This window comes from Pseudomonadota bacterium, from assembly GCA_023229365.1.
Classification (GTDB): Bacteria; Myxococcota_A; Polyangia; order JAAYKL01; family JAAYKL01; genus JALNZK01.
On record JALNZK010000013.1, the window covers coordinates 35,174 to 53,995 of the forward strand.

Annotated in this window: 22 protein-coding genes; 7 read left to right on the plus strand and 15 right to left on the minus strand. The window is 70.3% G+C overall.

All coding sequences use genetic code 11. The features are described 5' to 3' along the window. Position 1: 1 nt before the first annotated feature. From M0R80_09435 to M0R80_09450, 4 genes are read right to left on the minus strand one after another with little or no spacing between them, the layout of a single operon-like run. Positions 2 to 742: a hypothetical protein gene (locus tag M0R80_09435; protein ID MCK9459845.1), complete on the minus strand. Its 741-nt coding sequence runs from the start codon at positions 740 to 742 to the stop codon at positions 2 to 4. Between the two features lie 19 nt (positions 743 to 761). Next, the gene (locus M0R80_09440; GenBank protein MCK9459846.1) at positions 762 to 1,382 is read right to left on the minus strand and encodes a hypothetical protein; all 621 of its coding nucleotides are present in this window, start codon (positions 1,380 to 1,382) and stop codon (positions 762 to 764) included. Then, entirely contained in the window at positions 1,379 to 2,740 is a 1,362-nt protein-coding gene (locus tag M0R80_09445) for a DUF6178 family protein (protein ID MCK9459847.1), read from the minus strand. Before M0R80_09445 ends, M0R80_09440 begins: the two co-directional genes overlap by 4 nt. Beyond that, on the minus strand, positions 2,740 to 3,360 hold the full coding sequence (locus M0R80_09450) for a manganese efflux pump MntP family protein (GenBank protein MCK9459848.1): 621 nt from the start codon (positions 3,358 to 3,360) through the stop codon (positions 2,740 to 2,742). The genes M0R80_09445 and M0R80_09450 overlap by 1 nt, the downstream gene beginning before the upstream one ends. 53 nt (positions 3,361 to 3,413) lie before the next feature. Here M0R80_09450 and M0R80_09455 point away from each other — a divergent pair, with 53 nt between their 5' ends. Then, positions 3,414 to 4,364: a hypothetical protein gene (locus M0R80_09455; GenBank protein MCK9459849.1), complete on the plus strand. Its 951-nt coding sequence runs from the start codon at positions 3,414 to 3,416 to the stop codon at positions 4,362 to 4,364. Here the strand turns inward: M0R80_09455 and M0R80_09460 are convergent. After that, positions 4,361 to 4,711, minus strand: a complete 351-nt coding sequence (locus M0R80_09460) for a hypothetical protein (protein MCK9459850.1) — start codon at positions 4,709 to 4,711, stop codon at positions 4,361 to 4,363. The two genes, M0R80_09455 and M0R80_09460, sit on opposite strands and share 4 nt — an antisense overlap. 126 nt (positions 4,712 to 4,837) lie before the next feature. On the opposite strand from M0R80_09460, the gene M0R80_09465 reads away from it, so the two are divergent. Beyond that, positions 4,838 to 6,088 (plus strand): DUF1015 family protein, encoded by a 1,251-nt coding sequence (locus tag M0R80_09465; protein ID MCK9459851.1) that lies wholly within the window; start codon positions 4,838 to 4,840, stop codon positions 6,086 to 6,088. A 21-nt stretch (positions 6,089 to 6,109) separates the two neighbouring features. On the opposite strand, the gene M0R80_09470 is transcribed toward M0R80_09465, so the two are convergent. Then, entirely contained in the window at positions 6,110 to 6,832 is a 723-nt protein-coding gene (locus tag M0R80_09470) for a hypothetical protein (GenBank protein MCK9459852.1), read from the minus strand. Positions 6,833 to 6,987: 155 nt separating this feature from the next. Here M0R80_09470 and M0R80_09475 point away from each other — a divergent pair, with 155 nt between their 5' ends. The 3 genes from M0R80_09475 to M0R80_09485 are packed head-to-tail and all read left to right on the plus strand — an operon-like array spanning position 6,988 to position 9,817. Beyond that, positions 6,988 to 7,737, plus strand: a complete 750-nt coding sequence (locus M0R80_09475; GenBank protein ID MCK9459853.1) for a YebC/PmpR family DNA-binding transcriptional regulator — start codon at positions 6,988 to 6,990, stop codon at positions 7,735 to 7,737. Then, positions 7,734 to 8,204 carry a crossover junction endodeoxyribonuclease RuvC gene (gene ruvC, locus M0R80_09480; GenBank protein MCK9459854.1) on the plus strand — a complete coding sequence of 157 codons (471 nt, stop codon included), beginning with the start codon at positions 7,734 to 7,736 and terminating at the stop codon, positions 8,202 to 8,204. The genes M0R80_09475 and ruvC overlap by 4 nt, the downstream gene beginning before the upstream one ends. Positions 8,205 to 8,251: 47 nt before the next feature. Then, entirely contained in the window at positions 8,252 to 9,817 is a 1,566-nt protein-coding gene (locus tag M0R80_09485; protein ID MCK9459855.1) for a M23 family metallopeptidase, read from the plus strand. 12 nt (positions 9,818 to 9,829) lie between these two features. On the opposite strand, the gene M0R80_09490 is transcribed toward M0R80_09485, so the two are convergent. After that, positions 9,830 to 10,288 carry an FKBP-type peptidyl-prolyl cis-trans isomerase gene (locus M0R80_09490; protein MCK9459856.1) on the minus strand — a complete coding sequence of 153 codons (459 nt, stop codon included), beginning with the start codon at positions 10,286 to 10,288 and terminating at the stop codon, positions 9,830 to 9,832. A 131-nt stretch (positions 10,289 to 10,419) separates the two neighbouring features. Here M0R80_09490 and M0R80_09495 point away from each other — a divergent pair, with 131 nt between their 5' ends. Next, complete coding sequence (locus M0R80_09495; GenBank protein MCK9459857.1) at positions 10,420 to 12,480, plus strand: hypothetical protein; 2,061 nt, start codon at positions 10,420 to 10,422, stop codon at positions 12,478 to 12,480. A 7-nt stretch (positions 12,481 to 12,487) separates the two neighbouring features. After that, on the plus strand, positions 12,488 to 12,844 hold the full coding sequence (locus tag M0R80_09500; protein ID MCK9459858.1) for a PilZ domain-containing protein: 357 nt from the start codon (positions 12,488 to 12,490) through the stop codon (positions 12,842 to 12,844). A 13-nt stretch (positions 12,845 to 12,857) separates the two neighbouring features. Here the strand turns inward: M0R80_09500 and murI are convergent, their stop codons facing one another. From murI to M0R80_09540, 8 genes are all read right to left on the minus strand, one after another. After that, positions 12,858 to 13,691, minus strand: coding sequence for a glutamate racemase (gene murI / locus M0R80_09505; GenBank protein ID MCK9459859.1), 834 nt, complete (start codon positions 13,689 to 13,691; stop codon positions 12,858 to 12,860). Next, positions 13,676 to 14,896 carry a nickel pincer cofactor biosynthesis protein LarC gene (gene larC / locus M0R80_09510; GenBank protein MCK9459860.1) on the minus strand — a complete coding sequence of 407 codons (1,221 nt, stop codon included), beginning with the start codon at positions 14,894 to 14,896 and terminating at the stop codon, positions 13,676 to 13,678. The genes murI and larC overlap by 16 nt, the downstream gene beginning before the upstream one ends. Next, positions 14,893 to 15,657 carry a nickel pincer cofactor biosynthesis protein LarB gene (gene larB / locus M0R80_09515; protein ID MCK9459861.1) on the minus strand — a complete coding sequence of 255 codons (765 nt, stop codon included), beginning with the start codon at positions 15,655 to 15,657 and terminating at the stop codon, positions 14,893 to 14,895. The genes larC and larB overlap by 4 nt, the downstream gene beginning before the upstream one ends. A 52-nt stretch (positions 15,658 to 15,709) precedes the next feature. Beyond that, on the minus strand, positions 15,710 to 16,021 hold the full coding sequence (locus tag M0R80_09520; GenBank protein MCK9459862.1) for a DUF2442 domain-containing protein: 312 nt from the start codon (positions 16,019 to 16,021) through the stop codon (positions 15,710 to 15,712). A 20-nt stretch (positions 16,022 to 16,041) separates the two neighbouring features. Continuing rightward, positions 16,042 to 16,299: a DUF4160 domain-containing protein gene (locus tag M0R80_09525; GenBank protein ID MCK9459863.1), complete on the minus strand. Its 258-nt coding sequence runs from the start codon at positions 16,297 to 16,299 to the stop codon at positions 16,042 to 16,044. 201 nt (positions 16,300 to 16,500) lie between these two features. Beyond that, on the minus strand, positions 16,501 to 17,145 hold the full coding sequence (locus M0R80_09530) for an SBBP repeat-containing protein (GenBank protein MCK9459864.1): 645 nt from the start codon (positions 17,143 to 17,145) through the stop codon (positions 16,501 to 16,503). 34 nt (positions 17,146 to 17,179) lie between these two features. Beyond that, positions 17,180 to 17,521 (minus strand): hypothetical protein, encoded by a 342-nt coding sequence (locus M0R80_09535; protein ID MCK9459865.1) that lies wholly within the window; start codon positions 17,519 to 17,521, stop codon positions 17,180 to 17,182. Positions 17,522 to 17,679: 158 nt separating this feature from the next. Then, positions 17,680 to 18,822, minus strand: a complete 1,143-nt coding sequence (locus M0R80_09540) for a peptidylprolyl isomerase (GenBank protein MCK9459866.1) — start codon at positions 18,820 to 18,822, stop codon at positions 17,680 to 17,682.

Here is an 18,822-nt window from a genome sequence, read left to right on the forward strand (position 1 = left end):
CTCAGATGTCGCAGATGCCGGGGCTCGACATGCAGTCGACCATGCAGTTGCAGATCATCTCGCCCTCGCACGTGCCGCCCGTGCAGTCGGCGTCGTCCCAGCACTCGGCGAAGTCGGGGATCGCATGGCAGGTGTCGTCGGCGCCGAGCTCCATGCACTCGTAGCCCTCGCCGCACGTTTCCGGATCGCAACAGGTGCCGCCCACGGAGATGCACGTCCCGGGCGAGTCGGCGACGTAGCAGTCGTAGTCGCACGGGCAGACGTTGAAGCCGTGGCACAGCTCCCCGAAGTCGCAGTCGCCGGACGACCAGCACTGCCCGGCCGACGCCGGCGGCTCCTTGCAGACGCCGTCGGTCCCGATCCCCTGCGGGTAGACGCACTTCGCGGTGAGGCTCGCGCACGGGCAGTCCTCGTTGCAGCAGTACTCGGACACCTCTGAGCAGTCGGCATCGGTATCCGTGTCGGTGTCGGTGTCCGTGTCCGTGTCCGTGTCCGTGTCGGTGTCCGTGTCGGTGTCCGTATCGGTGTCCGAATCCGTATCCGAATCCGTGTCGGTGTCGACATCCGTGTCGGTGTCGGCATCCGTGTCCGTGTCGGTGTCCGTTTCCGTGTCGGAATCCACGTCCGTGTCCGTGTCGGCGCCGGCGTCGCCGCCGCTCCGGCTGTCCTCGGAGCAGGCGGGTAAGAGGACGAAAAGGACCGCAAGGACTATAAGGAGCACCTGTTTCTTCGTGTTTGTCATTTTCCCATCCTACCCCTGATCACGCGTTCCAGTCGATGCCGGCGAACAGGAAGCTCGGGCTCCCTTCCAGCGAACGCTTCATCGCGACGACGTACGGTGGGCGCACCTCGGCGCGCCACCGCGGGTAGCCGCCGCGCCAGACGTAGCGCACGAGCTCGCGGAACACCTCGTGCGTCATCTCCACGCCGTCGATCGAGACGCGGCCGGCGGCGCGACTCGCCGCGAACGAGAGGACGCCCCGGCGCGCGTACCTCCCGATCATCCCGGCGAGCTCGGCCTGCGTCGCGTCCCCCTCGGGCGCCTGTCGGAACTCCTCCGGAGCGACGGGAAACGGGTGGCGACGGTAGGTCTCGCCGATGAAGCCCGTGAAGCGGCGGCCGTGGATGGCGCCCATCAGGTCGCCCACATCCTCCGGGCGATCGATGGTCCACGCGCTCAACGCAGCCTCGATCTCGTCCGCGGCGTTCCCGGCGAGATCGATCAGGAAGGCGCAGAAGTCGGTCGCGAAGAAGAAGCGGTTGTCGAGCAGCAGCATGTCCGAGCGGATGTTGAAGAAGCCGAACGCGAACTCCCCGCGATTCGTCGATTCGAAGCCGAGCGGCATGATCGCCTCGTAGCACGGGATCGTCGGGCTTGTCACCGCGCCGCGAGCGCGTCGAGCACGTCGTCGACGTCGACCTTCCCCGTGGGCCCTTTGATATCCGCGTGCAGCTTGTGCCACGCGAGCCGGAACAGCGTATCGGCCCGAAGGCCGAGGAGCGCCGCCGCGGCGTGCTTCACGGGATCGCCGCCTTTCGCCTCCGCCGACGCGCGCCCGAGCGAGATCCCAAGCCCGAGATCGACCGCCGCGATCGCGGCCTCGAGCGCCTCGACGGGGCGCAGCCTCCCGCGCCGCGAGGCGATCCCGGCGGCGAGGACGTTGGCGAGGTACGCGAGCTCCTCGCTCCTCTCGGCGAACGCCGCCGGCTCGGTCTCGGCGAGGCGGCGCAGCGCGCGGACGAACAGCGGCTCCGTCCGCGCCCTCGGCGAGGCCTCGAGGAGCGGCCCCGCGTCCCCGGCGCGCAGCACGCCCTCGCTCCGGAGCAGCTCCACGAGATCGCTCGGCGCCGCGGCAGCGGCCGGGGCCGGACCGGCTCCCTCTCCCGCCGGCGCCCGCGCGAGCTCGCGGAAGTACGCCCGCGTCAGCGGATCGCGATCCGCCCGGAGATCCGGCGGCGCGGTCCGTGCGAGCTTCAGGAACGCCGCGGCCGCGGACGGCGCGACGTGGCCCTGCGCCGCCCTGCGATCCTCGCGCTCCGCGGCGACGTCCCCCTCGAGCATCTCCTCGGACGTGAGCACCTCGTAGAGGCCGCCGCTCTCCTCGATGTGCTCGGCGCTCATCGCCGCGCACCTCTCGAGCACGCGCGCGAGGGTGTCGTGTTGATCCCGATCGAGCGCGAGGATGGCAGAGAGCACGGCGTCCCAGCCGTCGTGGCGGCGAGACACGATCCTGTACTGATCGAGCTCCTCGCTCAGGCAGCCGGACAGCGCCTTGTCGATGCGGTCGACGTCGTCGCGATCGCAGCTCCCCGTCATCTCGGAGACGAGCGCGTCCATGTCGAGGACGAGCACCTGCCTGTGCAGGGCGAGGGTCACGAGCTCCTCGGGCAGCTCGGCGAGGCGCCGCGCGACGGGCTCGTCCCCGGCCTCGAGCAGGATCTCGAGCCACAGGGCGAAGCGCTCGGCGTCGAAGCGCTCCTCCTCGCCGGGCCGCTCGTTCCGCCACAGATCCTCGTCGAAGATCCGCTCGAGCTGCTCGACCGTGGCCATCGCCACGAGCTCACCCGAGTCCTCGAGCCCGATCCGCTCGATCAGCGCCCCGAGCGAGGCGGGCGAGAGGCGCCGCACCGCGTCGGGCAGATCCGGCGTGTCGAGGATCCTGTCGAGCAGGCGGCCGGAGGTCGTCCGCGAGAGCCGCGCGGGCATGCCGTCCATCCCCTCTCCCGCACCCCTTTTCATCAGAGAACACCCGTGTGCTCGAGGACGATCTTGACGCCGATGACGACGAGGACGCCGCCGGCGACGATCTCCGCGCGCCGCCCGAGACGCGAGGCGAAGCCGCCCGCGATCACCATGCCGACGAGCGTGAGCGCGGCGGCGGTCACGCCGATCAGCGAGACGGCGAACGGGATCGAGACCTTTGCGATGCCGAGCGTGAAGCCCACGGCGAGCGCGTCGATGCTCACCGCCAGCGACAGACCGACAAGCCTAAGGCCCCGCGTCGGATCTCCCGCCGACTCCCTTCCCCCGCCACCGCGCGCCGCGTTCCAGATCATGCGCCCGCCGATCACGGCGAGGAGCGCGAACGCCACCCAGTGGTCCCATCGCGATATCCACCGCTCGAGCGCGCAGCCCGCGAGCGCGCCTATGAGCGGCATGAGCGCCTGGAACAATCCGAAGTGGAACGACAGCCGGAACCGCTCGCGCCTGGTCCTGCGCGTGAGCCCCACCGCGACGCCTATCGAGAACGCGTCGACGGCGAGGGCCAGTGCGATGGCGGCGAGCTCGAAGAACGACAACGCGATCTCCCTCCGATCGATCTTCCATGACAGGTGCCGAGCCGCGGCGTCAACACCCAACCACCGCGAGCCTCTCCGTTGCCGCCCGAGCGCGCTCCGTCTATGCTGGCGTCATGATCCGGGGAGCTGTGCGCGCCGCCGCGATGACCGCGATCCTTACGGCGATCCCTTTCGCCTGCGACGCCGCCGGGAAGGAAGCTCCCGATCCCGTCACCGTCATGCCGGGCGACGCCCGCGTCATCTCCCACTCGACCTCCGCGTCGCGCAACGTCGGCGCGCTCTCCTACCAGGTGCTGCCGCGCGTCGCGCTCGGCACGGGCTGCGACTTCGCGTTCCTCGGGTTCCGGTTCGCGGGGCTCGAGCTGCGGGTCGGCATGTTCGGGCTCATCGAGGTCGAGACGCGGGACCCGGCTCCTGCGAACTTCATGAGCGTGCCGAGCGGTACGTACCTGTGGCGCGGCGTGCTCGGGTACTCGCTCGCGCTCTCCCTCGGCGAGATCGGCGAGCGGCTGGTCGGGCCGCGCGGCCAGCTCGAGTTTTCGGTCTCCTTCCGCCACGAGAGCGAGCACTACACGGGCACGCGTTCGGGGGGGCCGCCACTCTATCCGGAGGTGCCGAATGTCGGCGACTTCGTCATGCCGGACTTCGCGGTTCGCAAGGCGATCGGCCCTGTCGACCTCGAGCTGCGCTTCCAGGTCAAGGCGTTCCTCCCTTCGAGCCCCGACTACGCCTACTCCGCCGGCCCGGGCGCGGACCTCGTGCTGCGGTGGCGCGCGCACCGCCTGCTCCACCCGTTCCTCTCGTTCTTCGCCGAACGGCTGTTCGGCCGGTACGTCGGGCCGGTCGACGCGCGGCGCCAGATCCCGGACAACACCATGGTGCGCGGGCTCCTCGGCGTCATCATCCCGGGCGAGGCCGCCGACCTCATGCTCTTCGCGGCCGCGAGCCACGGCAACGGGAAGGGGCTGCTCGCGTTCGGAGAGTACGACACGATCGGCTGGGGGATCCGCGTCGGGTTCCTCAAGCGGTCGCCGTTCGAGGACGAAGGGGCCGCGGGGAACTAGAGCGTCGGGAGAATCGACAGGACGAGGTGGTTCTGGCCCGGGAAGAGCTCGAACTCCTCGGAACCGTCGTCGCTCTGCTTGGGCGCGTTGATGTAGACGACGTGCCAGGTATACTTGCCCGGCATGACCTTGTTCTCGAGGACCACGCCCTCCGCGTCCTTCGGGATCGTCGCGCCGTCGAGCAGATCGCCGGTGTCGTCCGTTCCTTCGAGCGACAGCTCGGCGACGTCGAAACCGAGGTCGTTCCGGATCACGAGCTGCGCGTCCTCGGCCGTCTCGCACCCCGCGGCGAACGACAGGGCGGCGACGGCGGCCGCGAGCGACATCTTCCAGGTGCGTTTTGTCATTGCTTTTGCGCCTCGCGATGGCAACCATGTTCCGGCCGCGCCGCGTGCGCGACCGCGGCCCCAATGTACAGAAACTCCACTCGGCGGAGCAAGGAAATCCCGTCGAGGCTCGAGAAGGAGAGAACCATGTCGAAGATCAAGCCGTTCCGCGCGCTCCGCCCCCTCCCCGAGAAGGCGAACGCCGTCGCGAGCCCGCCGTACGACGTGCTGAGCTCGGACGAGGCGCGGGTCATGGCCGCGGACAACCCGGTGAGCTTCCTCCACGTCACGAAGCCCGAGATCGACCTCGACGACCCGAAAATCGATCTGTACACGGACGCGGTGTACGCGAAGGCGGCCGAGAACATGCGGCGCCTCGTCGCGCAGGGCGTCATGATCCGGGACGAGTCGCCGAGCCTCTACCTCTACCAGCAGGAGATGCGGTTGGGCGACCGCAACCACGTGCAGGTCGGGCTCGTCGCCGGGGCGTGCTCGGAGGAGTACGAGAAGAACCTCATCAAGAAGCACGAGCTCACCCGCGCCGACAAGGAGAAGGACCGCACGCGCCACGTGGAGACGCTCGACGCCAACGCCGGGCCGGTGTTCCTCACGTACCGCGCGACGAGGTCGATCGACGCCATGGTGGACGCGGAGCGCGCGCAGGCGCCGCTCTACGACTTCGTCTCGCCGGACGGCATCCGCCACGTCGTCTGGGCGATCCGCGAGAGGCAGCGGATCGACGCGTTCACCGCCGCGTTCGCCGCGCTCCCGTGCCTGTACATCGCGGACGGGCACCACCGCTGCGCCTCGGGCGTCGCGATCGGCGCCAAGAGGCGCGCCGCCAACCCGTGCCACACGGGCGACGAGGAGTACGCGTACTTCCTCGCCGTGATGTTCCCGCACGATCAGCTCTACATCATGGACTACAACCGCGTCGTGAACGACCTCAACGGCCTGACCGAGGCCGCGTTCCTCGACAGGGTGCGCGAGAAGTTCGACGTCGCCGAGACGAAGGACAAGCGCCCGGCAAAGGCGACCGAGTTCGGCATGTTCCTCGGCGGCAAGTGGTACAGGCTCACCGCCAAGTCCGGGACGTTCGACGCGAGGAACCCGGTCGAGAGCCTCGACGTGTCGATCCTGCAGGCCAACCTGCTCGCGCCGATCCTCGGCATCGGCGATCCCAGGCGCGACAAGCGGATCGACTTCGTGGGCGGCATCCGAGGGCCGGAGGAGCTCGAGCGGCGCGTCACGCAAGGCGCGGCCGTGGCGTTCTCGATGTTCGCGACTTCGATGGAGCAGCTCATGGCGATCGCGGACGCGGGGCAGATCATGCCGCCCAAGTCCACGTGGTTCGAGCCGAAGCTCCGCTCCGGCCTCCTCGTCCGCCCGCTGGACTGAGCCGGGGCCGCCGGGCGGCGGTCAGTCCCCGTCCGGGAGGCAGACGACGACGATGTTCTCGATGTCGATGACGTACGGCGTCGCCGTGTGGCCCTCGGGGCACGGCGAGACCCACGCGCAGGGGATCTCGCAGAAGTAGTCCAACCCGTCGAAGATGCAGGCGCCGACGCCGGAGGCGATCTTCTCCTCGATCGTCTCGGCGGGATCGAGCTCCGCCATGTCGACCGCGCCGCAGACCGAGCCGCCGCCCGCACCGTAGCCGAACCCGTCGCCGCCGAGCTCGTCCGGGCAGCAGAGGCCGCCGAAGTCGCCCTCCCCCACGCAGGCGTTGTCGAGCCCCATGTCCAGGAGCGGCCCCGTGTTGCAGTAGCCGAGCCCCTCGCTCGCGTACGAGCAGACCGCCTCCGGATAGCCCTGATCGACGCAGTACGCGAGGTCGGCAAGCGCCGCGCAGATCTCGTCGTCCACGCAGACGAGCTCGTCTGAGCCGCACTCCCCGCCGCAGCAGGCCTCGTCGACGCCGCCGCAATCCGTGTCACCGTCCGTGTCCGCGTCCGTGTCCGAATCGGAGTCCGCGTCCGTGTCGGCGTCGCTGTCCGTGTCGGCGTCGCTGTCCGTGTCGGCGTCGCTGTCCGTGTCGGCGTCGCTGTCCGTGTCGGCCCCGGCCGTGCCGTCCCCTCCCGAGCACGCCCCATCTCCGAGCGCGAGCACCAGCAGGAGGAAGGCCGCCCATGTCGGTTTCATGTCGCACCCCCTATTCCCGTTTCGGACGTCGCGACGGTCTTCGAACCCCTGCGGAACTATATCACGATTGACCGGCGAACCCGCGTACCGCTATGATTTCACGCCGAAAAGAAAACCGCGCCGCGTTTCGCTGAAGCGGACGCCGAGGAGAGAAGATGTCGGGCCATAGCAAATGGAGCACGATCAAGCACAAGAAGGGTGCCGCGGACGCCAAGCGCGGCAAGGTCTTCACGAAGGTCATCAAGGAGATCACGACCGCCGCGCGCATCGGCGGCGGCGACCCGGGCGGCAACCCCCGCCTGCGCAAGGCGATCGACGAGGGCAAGGCCAACAACATGCCGGCCGACAACATCGACCGCGCGATCAAGAAGGGCACCGGCGAGCTCGAGGGCGTCATCTATGAGGAGATCGTGTACGAAGGCTACGGCCCCGAGGGCGTCGCGGTCGTCCTCGAGGTGATGACCGACAACCGCAACCGCACGGTCGCGGACATCCGGCACCTCTTCACCCGGTACAACGGCAACCTCGGCCCTTCGGGCTGCGCGACGAGGATGTTCGATCGCGTGGGGCTGATCGAGATCGACAAGTCCAAGGCGACCGAGGAGCAGCTCATGGAGATCGCGCTCGAGGCCGGCGCGCAGGACATCCTCGAGGAGGAGACCGTCTTCGAGGTCATCACCCCGGTCGAGAGCTTCTTCGCCGTCTTCAAGGCGCTCGAGGCGGCCAAGATCGCGACCGAGAGCGCGGAGCTGACGCGCAGGCCGCAGCTGACGGTGAAGCTCGAGGGCAAGCCCGCCGAGACGATGCTCAAGCTCTACACGGCGCTCGAGGATCACGACGACGTCCAGCACCTCTACGCGAACTTCGACATCTCCGACGAGATCATGGAGAGCTTCTCCGCATGATCGTCATCGGGGTCGACCCCGGAACGATCCGCACCGGCTGGGGCGTCGTGCGGCGCGACGGGAACCGGATCACGCGGCTCGCCTCCGGGACGATCTTCCTCGACGACTCCCTCGAGGTGGAGGACCGGCTCGTGCCGCTCGAGGCCGCCGTCGACCGGATCCTGACCGAGCACGGTCCCGACGAGGCGGCGGTCGAGAGCCTGTTCTTCTCCAAGAACGCCCTGTCCGCGCTGAAGCTCGGTCACGCGCGCGGCGTCATCGTGCTCGCCCTCCGGCGCCGCGGCCTCCGCGTGGCGTCGTACCCGCCGGCGCTCGTCAAGCGCTCCATCGTCGGGGGCGGGCGCGCGGCCAAGGGCCAGGTGCAGCGCGTCGTGCAGGCGATCCTGAAGATGCCGGGGCTCCCGGCCGAGGACGAGGCCGACGCCCTGGCGATCGCCCTGTGCCACGCCAACGCCCCGCGGCGCTAGCTTTTTGCCTACATTTCCACCCCTGCCCGTGCTACTTGACTCGCGAGATGCCCGGCACCGGAAAGACGCCCGAGGAGCCGCCCGAGGAGCCGCTCACCCCTGCCCCGGATCCGGTTCCCTTGAGCGCGCGAAGCCGCTCGGCCGCCCAGAGGCGCGCGGTCTTCGCCTCCGGCGCCCTGCTCGCCGCGGTCTTGGGGTGCGCCGCCGGATTCTTCGCGGTGACATCGGGTCATGAAACAGGTTCAAAAGGCGACACCATCGGTCTGCAGTCCACGGCCGAGTGGCTGGGGATAACGACTCCGGACGGCGGGGCCGGCACCGTCGACACTGAACCGAACTCCTCGAAATCCGGAGGGTATTTCGACGCCAAGGGGTACGAAGCCGGCGGCGGGGACGGCGGCGCGGCGGGGCCCGCGGCGGCGGTCGCAAAGGAGAGCGGCGTGACCGAGACCGCCGACACCCGGATCCTGCGGGGCGAGGTCAGGACCGGCGTCGCCGTGATCAAGAGCCTCACGTCGCTCGGCCTCTCCGCCGTGGACGCGCAGCTCGTCATCAACGCGATGAGCGGGATCTTCGACTTCCGCCGCGCCAAGCCCGGGCAGAAGTTCGAGCTCTCCATCGACAAGAAGACGCGCCATCCGATTAAATTTCGCTATGAGGCTTCCCTGACCGACATCTACGTCGTGGACAGGACCGGGGACGGCTACAGGGCCCGCGCCGTGAAGGTGCCCACCGAGAAGCGGATCCGGACCTTCGGCGGGACGATCTCCAGGTCGCTGTACGCCGCGCTCGAGGAGCTCGGCGCGTTCCCGTCGCTGACCGGCAGCGTCGTCGACGTGCTGTCGACGCAGGTGGACTTCTACAAGGAGCAGCGGCCGGGCGACACCTTCCGCATCATCATCGAGGAAGAGAGCCTGAAGGGCACGTTCCTCGGCTACGGCCCGGTGCTCGCCATGGAGTACTCGGGCGTGAAGTCCGGGGTGCGGCGGTTCTTCCGCTTCCGGGCCGGCGACGACGACGCGACCTACTACGACGCCAAGGGGATCTCGGTGCCGCGGTCCGAGATCCGGATCCCGCTCCACTACACGCGGATCTCCTCGCCGTTCGGCGTCCGCTTCCACCCGGTGCTCAAGCAGAAGAAGATGCACAACGGCGTCGACTTCGCCGCCCCCTCGGGCACGCCGGTGTGGGCGTGCGCCGACGGGGTCGTCTCCTTGGCCGCGCACGCCGGCGCCAACGGGAACCTCGTGTCGATCCAGCACGGCGACGGCCTGTCGTCGTACTACGCCCACCTCTCACGCTTCGCGGCGGGGCTCAGGCAGGGGGCGCCTGTCCGCGCGCGCCAGACGATCGGCTTCGTCGGCAACACGGGCCGCTCCACGGGCCCGCACCTCCACTTCGGCCTGAAGAAGAACGGCAAGTTCATCGATCCGCTGAAGTACAAGGTCCGCCCGGGCCGCCCCGCGCCCCCCAAGCACGCGGCCCAACTCGCCGCGGTGATCCGCGAGAGGAGCGCGATGCTCGATCGCGTGAAGATCGCCGCCCCGTCCGGTCCGCTCGAGAAGGTGCCCGACGCCGGCAGCGAGGTGCTCGGCGTCGAAGAGGACATGTAGGGGAGAGCCCGATCAGTTGCCGAGCTCTTCGGGACGCGCGTCGCGGACGCTGAGGATCTTCGCCTTGACGTGGATCGTCTTGCCGGCGAGCGGGTGGATCACGCGCACCTTGATGGCCTCGATCCGATCCTCGAGCACGACCATGTTGATAGTCTGGCTGTTGCCCGCGAGATCCGCCTCGAACATCGACCCCACGGCGACCTTCGCGTCCGCGGGGAGCCGGTTTCTGGGGATGTCGATGACCGGCCCCGACTCGACGGTGCCGAACGCCTTCTCCGGCGGGAGGTCGAACTCCTTCTCCTCGCCCTCTTCCATCCCCGCGATCTCCTCGTCGAGCCCCGGGATGACGCCGCTCTTCCCGTACAAGAACGCGAGCGGCGCGCCGCGGCCGGCGGACGATTCGATCATCTCACCCTTCTCCGTGGTGATCGTGTACTCCAGCGTTACCATCTTCCCCTGATCGACTTTCATCCTCGTCCTCCTTGGGCGCAGCCGCGCTGACTCAATCGGAAGAATGAGTGCAGAATATACCGCGGGCCGTCGGCCTTGCCAATACCGCTGATGATTGTGTAAGGTACCGAAAAACTGAATGGAATTCCCGCATGACACCGCTCGACAACCGTCCCCGCATCGCCGCCGCCGCTTCGGTTCTCGCGCCGCTCGTGATCGCGGCACTGCTCCTGTCGGTGGGGCTCGGGGAGTTCGGGCTGTGGGAGCCGCACGAGACCGCGCGCCTGCAGGCGGGGAAGGCGGCCGGCCCAGGGATGCCGTCGATAGGCGACGCGTTGGCGCGCCTCGGCGCGGGCTGGGACGGGCACGAGGAGAGCGGGGCGCGGCTGCCCTCCGCGGCGCTCGCCCTGCTCGCGGTCGCCGTGCTCGGCCTCGCGGCGCTCTCCCTGGCGGGACGCCGTGTCGCGTTCCTCGCGGCGATCACCTTCGTCGGCGCGCCGCTGTTCCTGCTCCACGGCCGCCAGGTCACGGGCGCCGCCCCGCTGCTCCTCGGGGAGACGCTCGCGTTCGCCGGCCTCGCGCTGCTGGCGTTCGGCGACGGTCGACGCGCGATCGCGGCGGGCGCGATCGCGGCGCTCGTGGGTCTCTTCGTCGCGACGTGGTGCGGCGGGACGCTCATGGGGGTCGCCGTCCCCGCCGCGACGATCTTCGTGGCGCTCGCGGGCGCCGGAGACGCGAGCCCCTCCGCCGCGCGCCGACGTGCGATGCTGATCGCGACCGTCGCGCTCTCGGCCGCCGGGGCCGCGGCGTTCGCGTTCGCGGTTGCGAGGGGCTGGGATGCGCCGCTGCTCACCGCCGGCCTCGCCGCGAAGCCCGCCTCGATCGACTGCGCCGCCACCGTCGGACAGCTCGCGTACGGGTGGTTCCCCTGGAGCGCCCTCTTGCCGCTCCTGTTCCTCCCGACGGACGACGCGGCCGAGGAGGACCCGCGGCGCCGTGCGATCCGGATCCTCGCCGTCGCCGGCATCGCGATAGGAGCGACGGCGCAGATCTTCTTCCGGTCCCGGCACGGATCGGCGCCGCTGTTCCTCGTCGTGCCGGTGGCCCTCGGCGCGGCGCTCGTCCTCGAGGATCTCGAGCGCACAGGCTCGCGCCGCCGCTTCGCCGCGGTGGTCGTCCTGGCGGCCGTCGGCGTCATGTTGCGCGACTTCGCGCAGGAGCCCGCCGCGATCCTCTCGGGCTACGGGTTCGCGCTCAAGGCTCCGGAGCCCTTCAAGCCGGCCGTCCACGCGGCGATCGCCGCGGCGCCGTTCGTCCTCCTCGTCGCCGCCGCCGGCTTCCTCCGCGGCGCCGACACCGGGCTGCGCGGCGCCCGCGTCCGCCTCCTCGCGACCGTCGCCGCGGCGGCGTTCGGCGGCTACGTGGCGCTCAACATGGTGCCGAGCCTCTCGGTGCACTTCTCGCCCAAGCACGTGCTCGAGTCGTACGACAGGTTCGCGAAGAAGGGCGAGCCGCTCGCGGTGTACGGATCGTCGACGCCGGTGCCGGGCGCCGAGGTGCTGTCCCGGGCCGACGAGCTCCTCGCGTGGCTATCGCGCCCGGCGCGCGTCTTCGCGCTGGTGCCGCCCCAGGAGCTGCCGCGCCTCGACAGCGAATATCGCGCCGCGCGCGGGGAGCACGTCTTCGTGCTCGACGCGTCGAGCTCCCGCCTCCTCCTCGCGACGAGCCTGCCCGCGGCGAAGGAGCGCAACGTGAACCCGATCGCGGAGCACGTGCGGTCGGAGCCGTTCCCGACGGCGCCGCGCAACGTGCGCGAGGTCGACTTCGAGGGCAAGCTGCGGCTCCTCGGGTGGGAGGTCGCGTCGAAGGCGGGGAAGGACGCCCTCCAGCAGGGGGCCGACTTCACGCTGACCACGTACTGGAGGTGCACGGCCGCGATCCCGCAGAGCTACAGCTTCTTCGTGCACATCGACGGCGCGGGCCCGCGCATCAACGGCGATCACACGCCGGTCGGCGGCGCCTACCCGACGCAGTACTGGAAAGAGGGCGACTACATCCGCGACGTCTTCAAGGGGCAGATCCCGGGCTACCAGAAGAAGGGCTCGTACACGATCAGAATGGGCTTGTTTCATGGCGACACCCGGCTGAAAGTGATCGGGGACCCGACCGCGGCGGAGAGCTCGGTGCCGCTCGGCAAGATCCGGCTCGAGTGAGGGGCGCATGGGAGAGGACGACACCAGGTCGTACGCCGAGAAGCGGAGGCAGCCTCGCCACGCCATCCGCGTGGACGTGAACTATAGGTTCGGCGACACCTACCTGTTCTCGCGGTCGAGCAACCTCTCTGAGATGGGCATCTTCCTCGCCACGCCGACGCCGCTCGCCCGCGGGACCCGGATCGAGCTCAGCTTCGCCGACCCCGCCGCCCCGGAGCCTATCCGCGTCGACGGCGAGGTGGTCTGGACGATCGAGGCGAAGCCGGGTGTCGAGCCCGGAATGGGCATCCGGTTCATCGATCCGACCCCGGCGGCGCGCGCGCGCGTCAAGGCGCTGATCCGGACGACGGCCTACCTCGAGTAGGCCGGACCCGCGATCAGGAGATATCTACCTTCTCGACGCTGCCCACCTCGCCCCCGAGGAACCTGCCCGCGACCTCGGCGAAGCTCGCCGGCAGGTCGGTGACGAAGCACTCGAGCGTCCCCTCGCCCGCGCCGCGCTCCGCGCCGCGCCGCGCGAGCTCGATGGCGACGTCCGAGGCCATCGCGTTGGCCGAGTCGACGATCGCCGCCGGGCTGCCCAGGGCGTCGAGCTCCCCGCGGATCGTCCCGGCGAGCAGCGGGTAGTGCGTGCACCCGAGGAGGAGGACGTCGATCCCCTCGCGCACGAGCGGCGTCACGTAGCGCCTCACCGCGAGCCGCGGCACCTCCCCCTCGAGCCACCCCTCCTCGGCGAGCGGGACGAGCAGCGGGGCGGCGTTCTGGAAGACGCGGCACCCCGGCGCCCGCGAGTCGATCTCCCGGGGGTAGGCGCCCGACCCGACCGTGCCGGCGGTCCCGATGACGCCGACCCTCCTGTTCCTGGTCGCGGTCGCGGCGGCGCGCGCGCCGGCCTTGATGACGCCGAGCACCGGCACCTCGATCCGCTGCCGCAGCGACGGCAGCGCGAGCGCGGTCGCCGTGTTGCAGGCGATGACCAGCATCTTGAGCCCGCGCGCCACGAGAAACCTGGAGCAGTTCCATGCATACCGCTCGATGGTCTCCGACGAGCGCGTGCCGTACGGGACGCGAGCGCTGTCGCCGAGGTAGACGATCCGCTCGTGGGGCAGCCGCTCGCGGATCGCGCGTACGACGGTCAGCCCGCCGAGCCCCGAGTCGAACACGCCGATCGGCAGGTCGCCGGCGCCGCCCGCGGTCACTTCCTCCCGCACGGTTCGCCTCCTGCGTCGTCGCGGCGAAGCTCCGCCTCCGCGAGGCCCGCCGCCGCGGCCATCACGCGCTTGAGCGGCACGCCGCGCTCCAGCGCCACGCGCTTGCAGTCCTCGAACTCCGGCGCCGCGTTCGCGCTGCCGTAGGGTCCGCGCGCCATCTTCACCCGCACCTTCCCGAACGGCGTCTCGACCTCGCGGATCTCGCGCCGCATCTCGATCCGCCCGACGGCGTGGTGGCGCAGCCCGATGGTCGGCGTCTCCGCGAGCACGAGGGCGCCGATCCTCTCGAGATCGGCCGCCCGCACGAGCGCGCCCAGCGCCATCGCCGGCCGCCCCTTCTTCATGTGGATCGGCGTGATCCACGCGTCGAGCGCCCCCTCGGCGAGGATCCGCTCGATCGCGTGCCCGGCGATCTCGCCGGTGACGTCGTCGATGTTCGCCTCGATGACCGCGCAGGAGTCGGGATCGTCCGCGAGCGCCGCCGTCGCCTCCCCGAGGATCGCGCGCAGCACGCCGGGGCGCCCCTCGTGACACCGCGCGCCGGCGCCGAGGCCGATCCGTACCGGGATCATCTTCGGGACCCGGCCGAAGCGGGCGGCGACGCTCCGCACGATCGCGGCCCCGGTCGGCGTCGTGAGCTCGGCCTCGACGTCGGTGCCCTCGACCGGGACGCCCCGCAGGATCTCGAGGGTCGCGGGCGCGGGCAGCGGCAAAACGCCGTGGCGCGTCTCGACGAAGCCGCAGCCGAGCGGCACCGGGCCGCACACGACCTCGGCGCCTAGGTGATCGAACGCGGCCGCGGCGCCCACGATGTCGACGATCGAGTCGACCGCGCCGACCTCGTGGAAGTGGACGTCGTCGACCGCCTCGCCGTGGATCTTCGCCTCCGCCTCGGCGCGCCGGCGGAAGATCCGCAGCGCGAGCTCGCGCGCGCCCGGCCCGATCGAGGAGCCGGCGATCATGTCGCGGATGTCGGCGTAGTGGCGGTGCGGCTGATGGCCCTCGGCGACGTCGACGAAGAACCGCGAGACGACCATCGACCGGCGGGTCTCGCGCTCGACTCGAATCGCGCAGCCCTCGAGCGGCAGCCTCGCGACCGCGCCCGAGACGACGTCGAGCGGGACGCCGAGATCGATCAGCGCCGAGACGATCATGTCGCCGGACAGCCCGGACGAGCAGTCGAGGTAGACGACGCGCGCCGTCATCGCGCCCTCCCGCCGACCCGGTTGACGAGCGACGCGGCGTAGCCCGCGCCGAAGCCGTTGTCGATGTTCACGACCGTGACCCCGGCCGAGCAGCTGCTCAGCATGCCGAGGAGCGCGGTCACGCCGCCGAAGCTCGCGCCGTAGCCTATCGAGGTCGGCACGGCGATCACGGGCGCCGCGACGAGCCCCGCGATCACGGACGGCAGCGCGCCCTCCATGCCGGCGACCACGACGATCACCGTCGCGCGCCGCAGGTCGTCGAGCCTGTGGAGCAGGCGGTGGACGCCGGCCACGCCGACGTCGTTGATGCGCACGACCTCGTTCCCGGCGAGGCGCGCCACGAGCGCGGCCTCCTCGGCGACCGGGGAGTCCGCCGTGCCGGCGGTGACGATCGCGACGGGCCCGGCGCCGCGCACCTGCACCTCCTGCCGCTCGAGCACGAGGCAGCGCGCCTCCTCGGCGTAGCGCATGGCGGGCAGCGCCGCGATCACGGCCGCGGCCTTGTCCGCGTCCACGCGGGTGACGAGCACGTTGCCGCCGGTCTTCGCGAGCTCGGCCGCGATGAGGGCGATCTGCGCCGCGCTCTTCGGCTCGCCGAGGACCACCTCGGGGAAGCCCGTGCGGATCGCGCGGTGGTGATCGACGACCGCGCCGCCGATGTCCGCGAACGGCAGCTTCGCGAGCGCCTCCACGGCGTCTTCGACCGAAGTCTCGCCCCGCTGCACGCCGTCCAGGAGATCTCTCAGCTTCTTCGGATCCATGGCGAGGTGTTCATATCACAATCGGAGAGGCGGGACGACAGGGAGGGAAAAGCTACCGGCGGACGTCCGCCCCGCTGCGAGCTCGCTTCTTCGCGGTCGCTCCTCGCTTCATCGGGGCTTTGTCGGTCGCCTCGAGCCGGTCTAGCAGGAACTCCGGCGCGAAGTCCGCGCCGTTCGGCCAGACGACCGTGCGCGTGTCCGGGCTCAGGGCGAGCGTCGCGAACACCTTCGGATCCGCCAGCGGCGCGAACACCGGGCCGTCGAGCTCGTCGGCGAGATCGATCACTCCGGCAGGACCGTGCGCGAACCGGATGTACACCTTGTGCCCGGTTCGGTGCTCGGCTTCGACGATGCGCGGGATCATTTGGCCTTCCTCCCTTTCCCCTACTCGAGCCCGTCGATCGGCTCGAGCGGCCTCTTCTCCAGCACTCGCCGCCAGTTCTCCTTGAGCTCGGCATGGTGCCGTTCGTACCACTCGACAACGAGAGCGAGCGCACGCTTCGGGAAGCGACCCTCGATCGTCCCGTCTCCGATCGCGACGGTGATCTCGTAGTCGCCGTAGAGCGCATGAAAATGCGCGGGCTCATGGTCGCGGAAGTACATGGCGATCACGATGCCATAGAAGCGCGATATCTCGGGCATGGCGCTTGCTCTCTCATTCGCCGCTCCGAGCGGCAACGGAAGAATATCACGCGCTCGGGGAGGTCGCCATGTGAAGAAAGCGGCGGCTGTCGGTCGCGAGGCGGGACGACGGGGCTGCCGCGCTGTCGCGCTGTCGCGCTGTCGCGCCGCCGGTTTCGGCGCGCGTCCGATCCGCTGGATCTGGCGAAACGGTCGGTTCGGTCAGATGTCGAGCGCGAGGACAAAAACGTCCTGATCTCCGGAATGCTCGTGCAACGGAGGCTGCCCCGCAGGTCCATCCCAGGAAGCAGAGGAGCAGCCAGACACATAAACGTTTTCGCCGCCGTTCACTGCGAGTGAGAGACCTTTGTCATCGCCGCTGGCCCCGTAGAACGCGTGCCATTGATATGCGCCGCTCGAATCCAATTCGAGAACGTAACTGTCCAGTTGCCCGGAATGCGCGTGCAGCGGGCTCTCTCCCGAAGGACCATCCCAGGAAACAGAAGAGGTGCCGGTCACGTAGATGTTTCCGCTGCCGTCCATCGCCAATGAGAGACCGGCGTCGAAGCCGCTCGCCCCAAAAAATGTGTGCCACTGGTACGCAGCGGTGTCCGTATCGGTGTCCGTGTCCGTATCGGTATCCGTATCCGTATCGGTATCCGTGTCCGTATCGGTGTCTGAGTCGGTGTCGGTATCGGTATCGGTATCGGTGTCTGAATCAGAGTCGGTGTCGGTGCCACCGGCGTCGTTGTCGTCGCTGTTGTCCTTCGGGTCCTTGGAGCAAGCAGAGACAAGGACAAAAAGGACGGCAAGGACGGCAAGGACGCGGGCCTGCGACGCCGAAGAGCATTCTGTTCTCGCGCTCATCCCGCACCCCCTGGGTCGAGTGATTGTACCCCGATCACTTCCACCCGCGCCTGTCCAATACGCGGACGAGGTCGTCCGCCGTCACCGCGCCGACGACGACATCGGCAATCGCGCCGTCCTCGTCGACGAGGTAGGTCGTGGGCACGACCGGCACGAGCCCGAGGTCGCTCGTCCCCTCGGCCACCGACCACTCGGCGAGGCCTATCGGGAACGGCAGCTCGCGGCTCTCCACGTACTCGTCGAGGAACGGCGCCTCGTTGGGCGCGATCGAGAGCACGACGAACCGCGTCTCCCCGGCCGCCCGCCTGTGCGCCTCGACGAGCTGATCGATGTACATCTCGCTCGTGATCTCGGAGATGCGCACGAGCGCGAGCACCGCCGGCCTGCCGCGCAGCTGCGCGAGCCGCAGCTCCTCCCCGCCCCGCGCGTAGGCGACGTCGACGGGTCCGTCCCGGTACGGCAGGGTCGGCGCGCGGGAGCCGCACGCCGAGAGCGCGATCGCGGCGGCGGCCGCGGCGAAGTGGAGGCGCCCGCTCAGCGGAGCCGCTCCAGGACGTGGAACCCGAACTCGGTCTCGACCACGCCGCTGCGCGCGCCGGGAGCGAGCGAGAACACGGCGGCCTCGAACCGCGGGGTCATCGTGCCCTCGGCGACGACGCCGAGATCGCCCCCCTCCGCCTTCGACGGGCAATCGGAGTACTTCGCCGCGACGCCTGCGAAGTCGTCGCCGCGCTTCAGCTTCTCGAGCACCTCCGCCGCGAGCGCCGCGGCGTCCTCCCGGCTCCGCGTCACGCCCGTCGGCGCGTTCCGGGCACCCTCGAACGCGACGAGCACGTGCCGGACGAACGCCTCCGGGAGGCGGCGGACGATCGTGAAGCCGTTCACCATCTCCAGAGGGCCGCCGATCTCCCCGGGCGCGAGCGAGAACGCCACCGCGTCGAGGGCCGGCGGGAAGAGCCCGCGGAACACGCGCCCCACGTAGCCGCCCCGCTCGCGGGTCAGGTGATCCGAGTGCTTCATCGCGACGTCCGAGAACGCCGCGCCCGGCGCGCGCGCCGCCGCGATCACCTCCCCGGCGACCTTCCGCGCCTCGTCGCGGCTCCGCGTGACCCCCGCGGGCGCGTTCTGGGCGCCCTGGAACGACACGACGATCATCGCCGCGAAGATCTCCTCGATCTTGTCGCGGCGGATGACGTGGAACCCCATGCCGCTCTCGACCGGCGGCGCCACCGCACCCTCGTCGAGGCCGGCGACGGTCTTCGCGATCGCGGGCAGCATCTTCGAAGCGGTGAACACGCCCAGCCGCCCGGCGTGGCCGCGCTCCGGCCCGTCCGAGTACCTGTCCGCGAGCGCGCCGAAATCCTCGCCCGCCCGGACCCGCGCGTACAGCCCCTCGGCGAGCGCCTTCGCCTCGTCCTTCGTGCGCGTCACCGCGGGAGCGGCCTTCTCGGCGCCGGCGTACGCGACGAGGATGTTGGACGCCGCCAAACGCTGGTTCGATCGCGGCGCGGGCTCGCCGCGCGGGCGCTCGGCCCGGTCGGCAGCCTCGTCGGCGCCGTCGGCGACGGCCGTGGCCGCGGTCTCCCGCTCCGGCGCGCGGGGCGCCTTGTCGTCCCCGCACGCGCAGAGGACCGCGCAGATCGCCAGCCAGCCTCCGTTTCGTCTCGCGCGCCGCAT

Excerpts from the sequence above, each read along its gene's own strand:
- M0R80_09540 (MCK9459866.1), bottom strand. The coding sequence starts at position 18,822 with ATGCGGCGCGCGAGACGAAACGGAGGCTGGCTGGCGATCTGCGCGGTC.
- M0R80_09500 (MCK9459858.1), top strand. The coding sequence starts at position 12,488 with ATGGGAGAGGACGACACCAGGTCGTACGCCGAGAAGCGGAGGCAGCCT.
- larB (MCK9459861.1), bottom strand. The coding sequence starts at position 15,657 with ATGGATCCGAAGAAGCTGAGAGATCTCCTGGACGGCGTGCAGCGGGGC.
- M0R80_09455 (MCK9459849.1), top strand. The coding sequence starts at position 3,414 with ATGATCCGGGGAGCTGTGCGCGCCGCCGCGATGACCGCGATCCTTACG.
- M0R80_09525 (MCK9459863.1), bottom strand. The coding sequence starts at position 16,299 with ATGCCCGAGATATCGCGCTTCTATGGCATCGTGATCGCCATGTACTTC.
- M0R80_09490 (MCK9459856.1), bottom strand. The coding sequence starts at position 10,288 with ATGAAAGTCGATCAGGGGAAGATGGTAACGCTGGAGTACACGATCACC.
- larC (MCK9459860.1), bottom strand. The coding sequence starts at position 14,896 with ATGACGGCGCGCGTCGTCTACCTCGACTGCTCGTCCGGGCTGTCCGGC.
- M0R80_09530 (MCK9459864.1), bottom strand. The coding sequence starts at position 17,145 with ATGAGCGCGAGAACAGAATGCTCTTCGGCGTCGCAGGCCCGCGTCCTT.
- M0R80_09445 (MCK9459847.1), bottom strand. The coding sequence starts at position 2,740 with ATGAAAAGGGGTGCGGGAGAGGGGATGGACGGCATGCCCGCGCGGCTC.
- M0R80_09520 (MCK9459862.1), bottom strand. The coding sequence starts at position 16,021 with ATGATCCCGCGCATCGTCGAAGCCGAGCACCGAACCGGGCACAAGGTG.
- M0R80_09495 (MCK9459857.1), top strand. The coding sequence starts at position 10,420 with ATGACACCGCTCGACAACCGTCCCCGCATCGCCGCCGCCGCTTCGGTT.
- M0R80_09485 (MCK9459855.1), top strand. The coding sequence starts at position 8,252 with ATGCCCGGCACCGGAAAGACGCCCGAGGAGCCGCCCGAGGAGCCGCTC.
- M0R80_09435 (MCK9459845.1), bottom strand. The coding sequence starts at position 742 with ATGACAAACACGAAGAAACAGGTGCTCCTTATAGTCCTTGCGGTCCTT.
- M0R80_09470 (MCK9459852.1), bottom strand. The coding sequence starts at position 6,832 with ATGAAACCGACATGGGCGGCCTTCCTCCTGCTGGTGCTCGCGCTCGGA.
- M0R80_09475 (MCK9459853.1), top strand. The coding sequence starts at position 6,988 with ATGTCGGGCCATAGCAAATGGAGCACGATCAAGCACAAGAAGGGTGCC.
- ruvC (MCK9459854.1), top strand. The coding sequence starts at position 7,734 with ATGATCGTCATCGGGGTCGACCCCGGAACGATCCGCACCGGCTGGGGC.
- M0R80_09465 (MCK9459851.1), top strand. The coding sequence starts at position 4,838 with ATGTCGAAGATCAAGCCGTTCCGCGCGCTCCGCCCCCTCCCCGAGAAG.
- M0R80_09460 (MCK9459850.1), bottom strand. The coding sequence starts at position 4,711 with ATGACAAAACGCACCTGGAAGATGTCGCTCGCGGCCGCCGTCGCCGCC.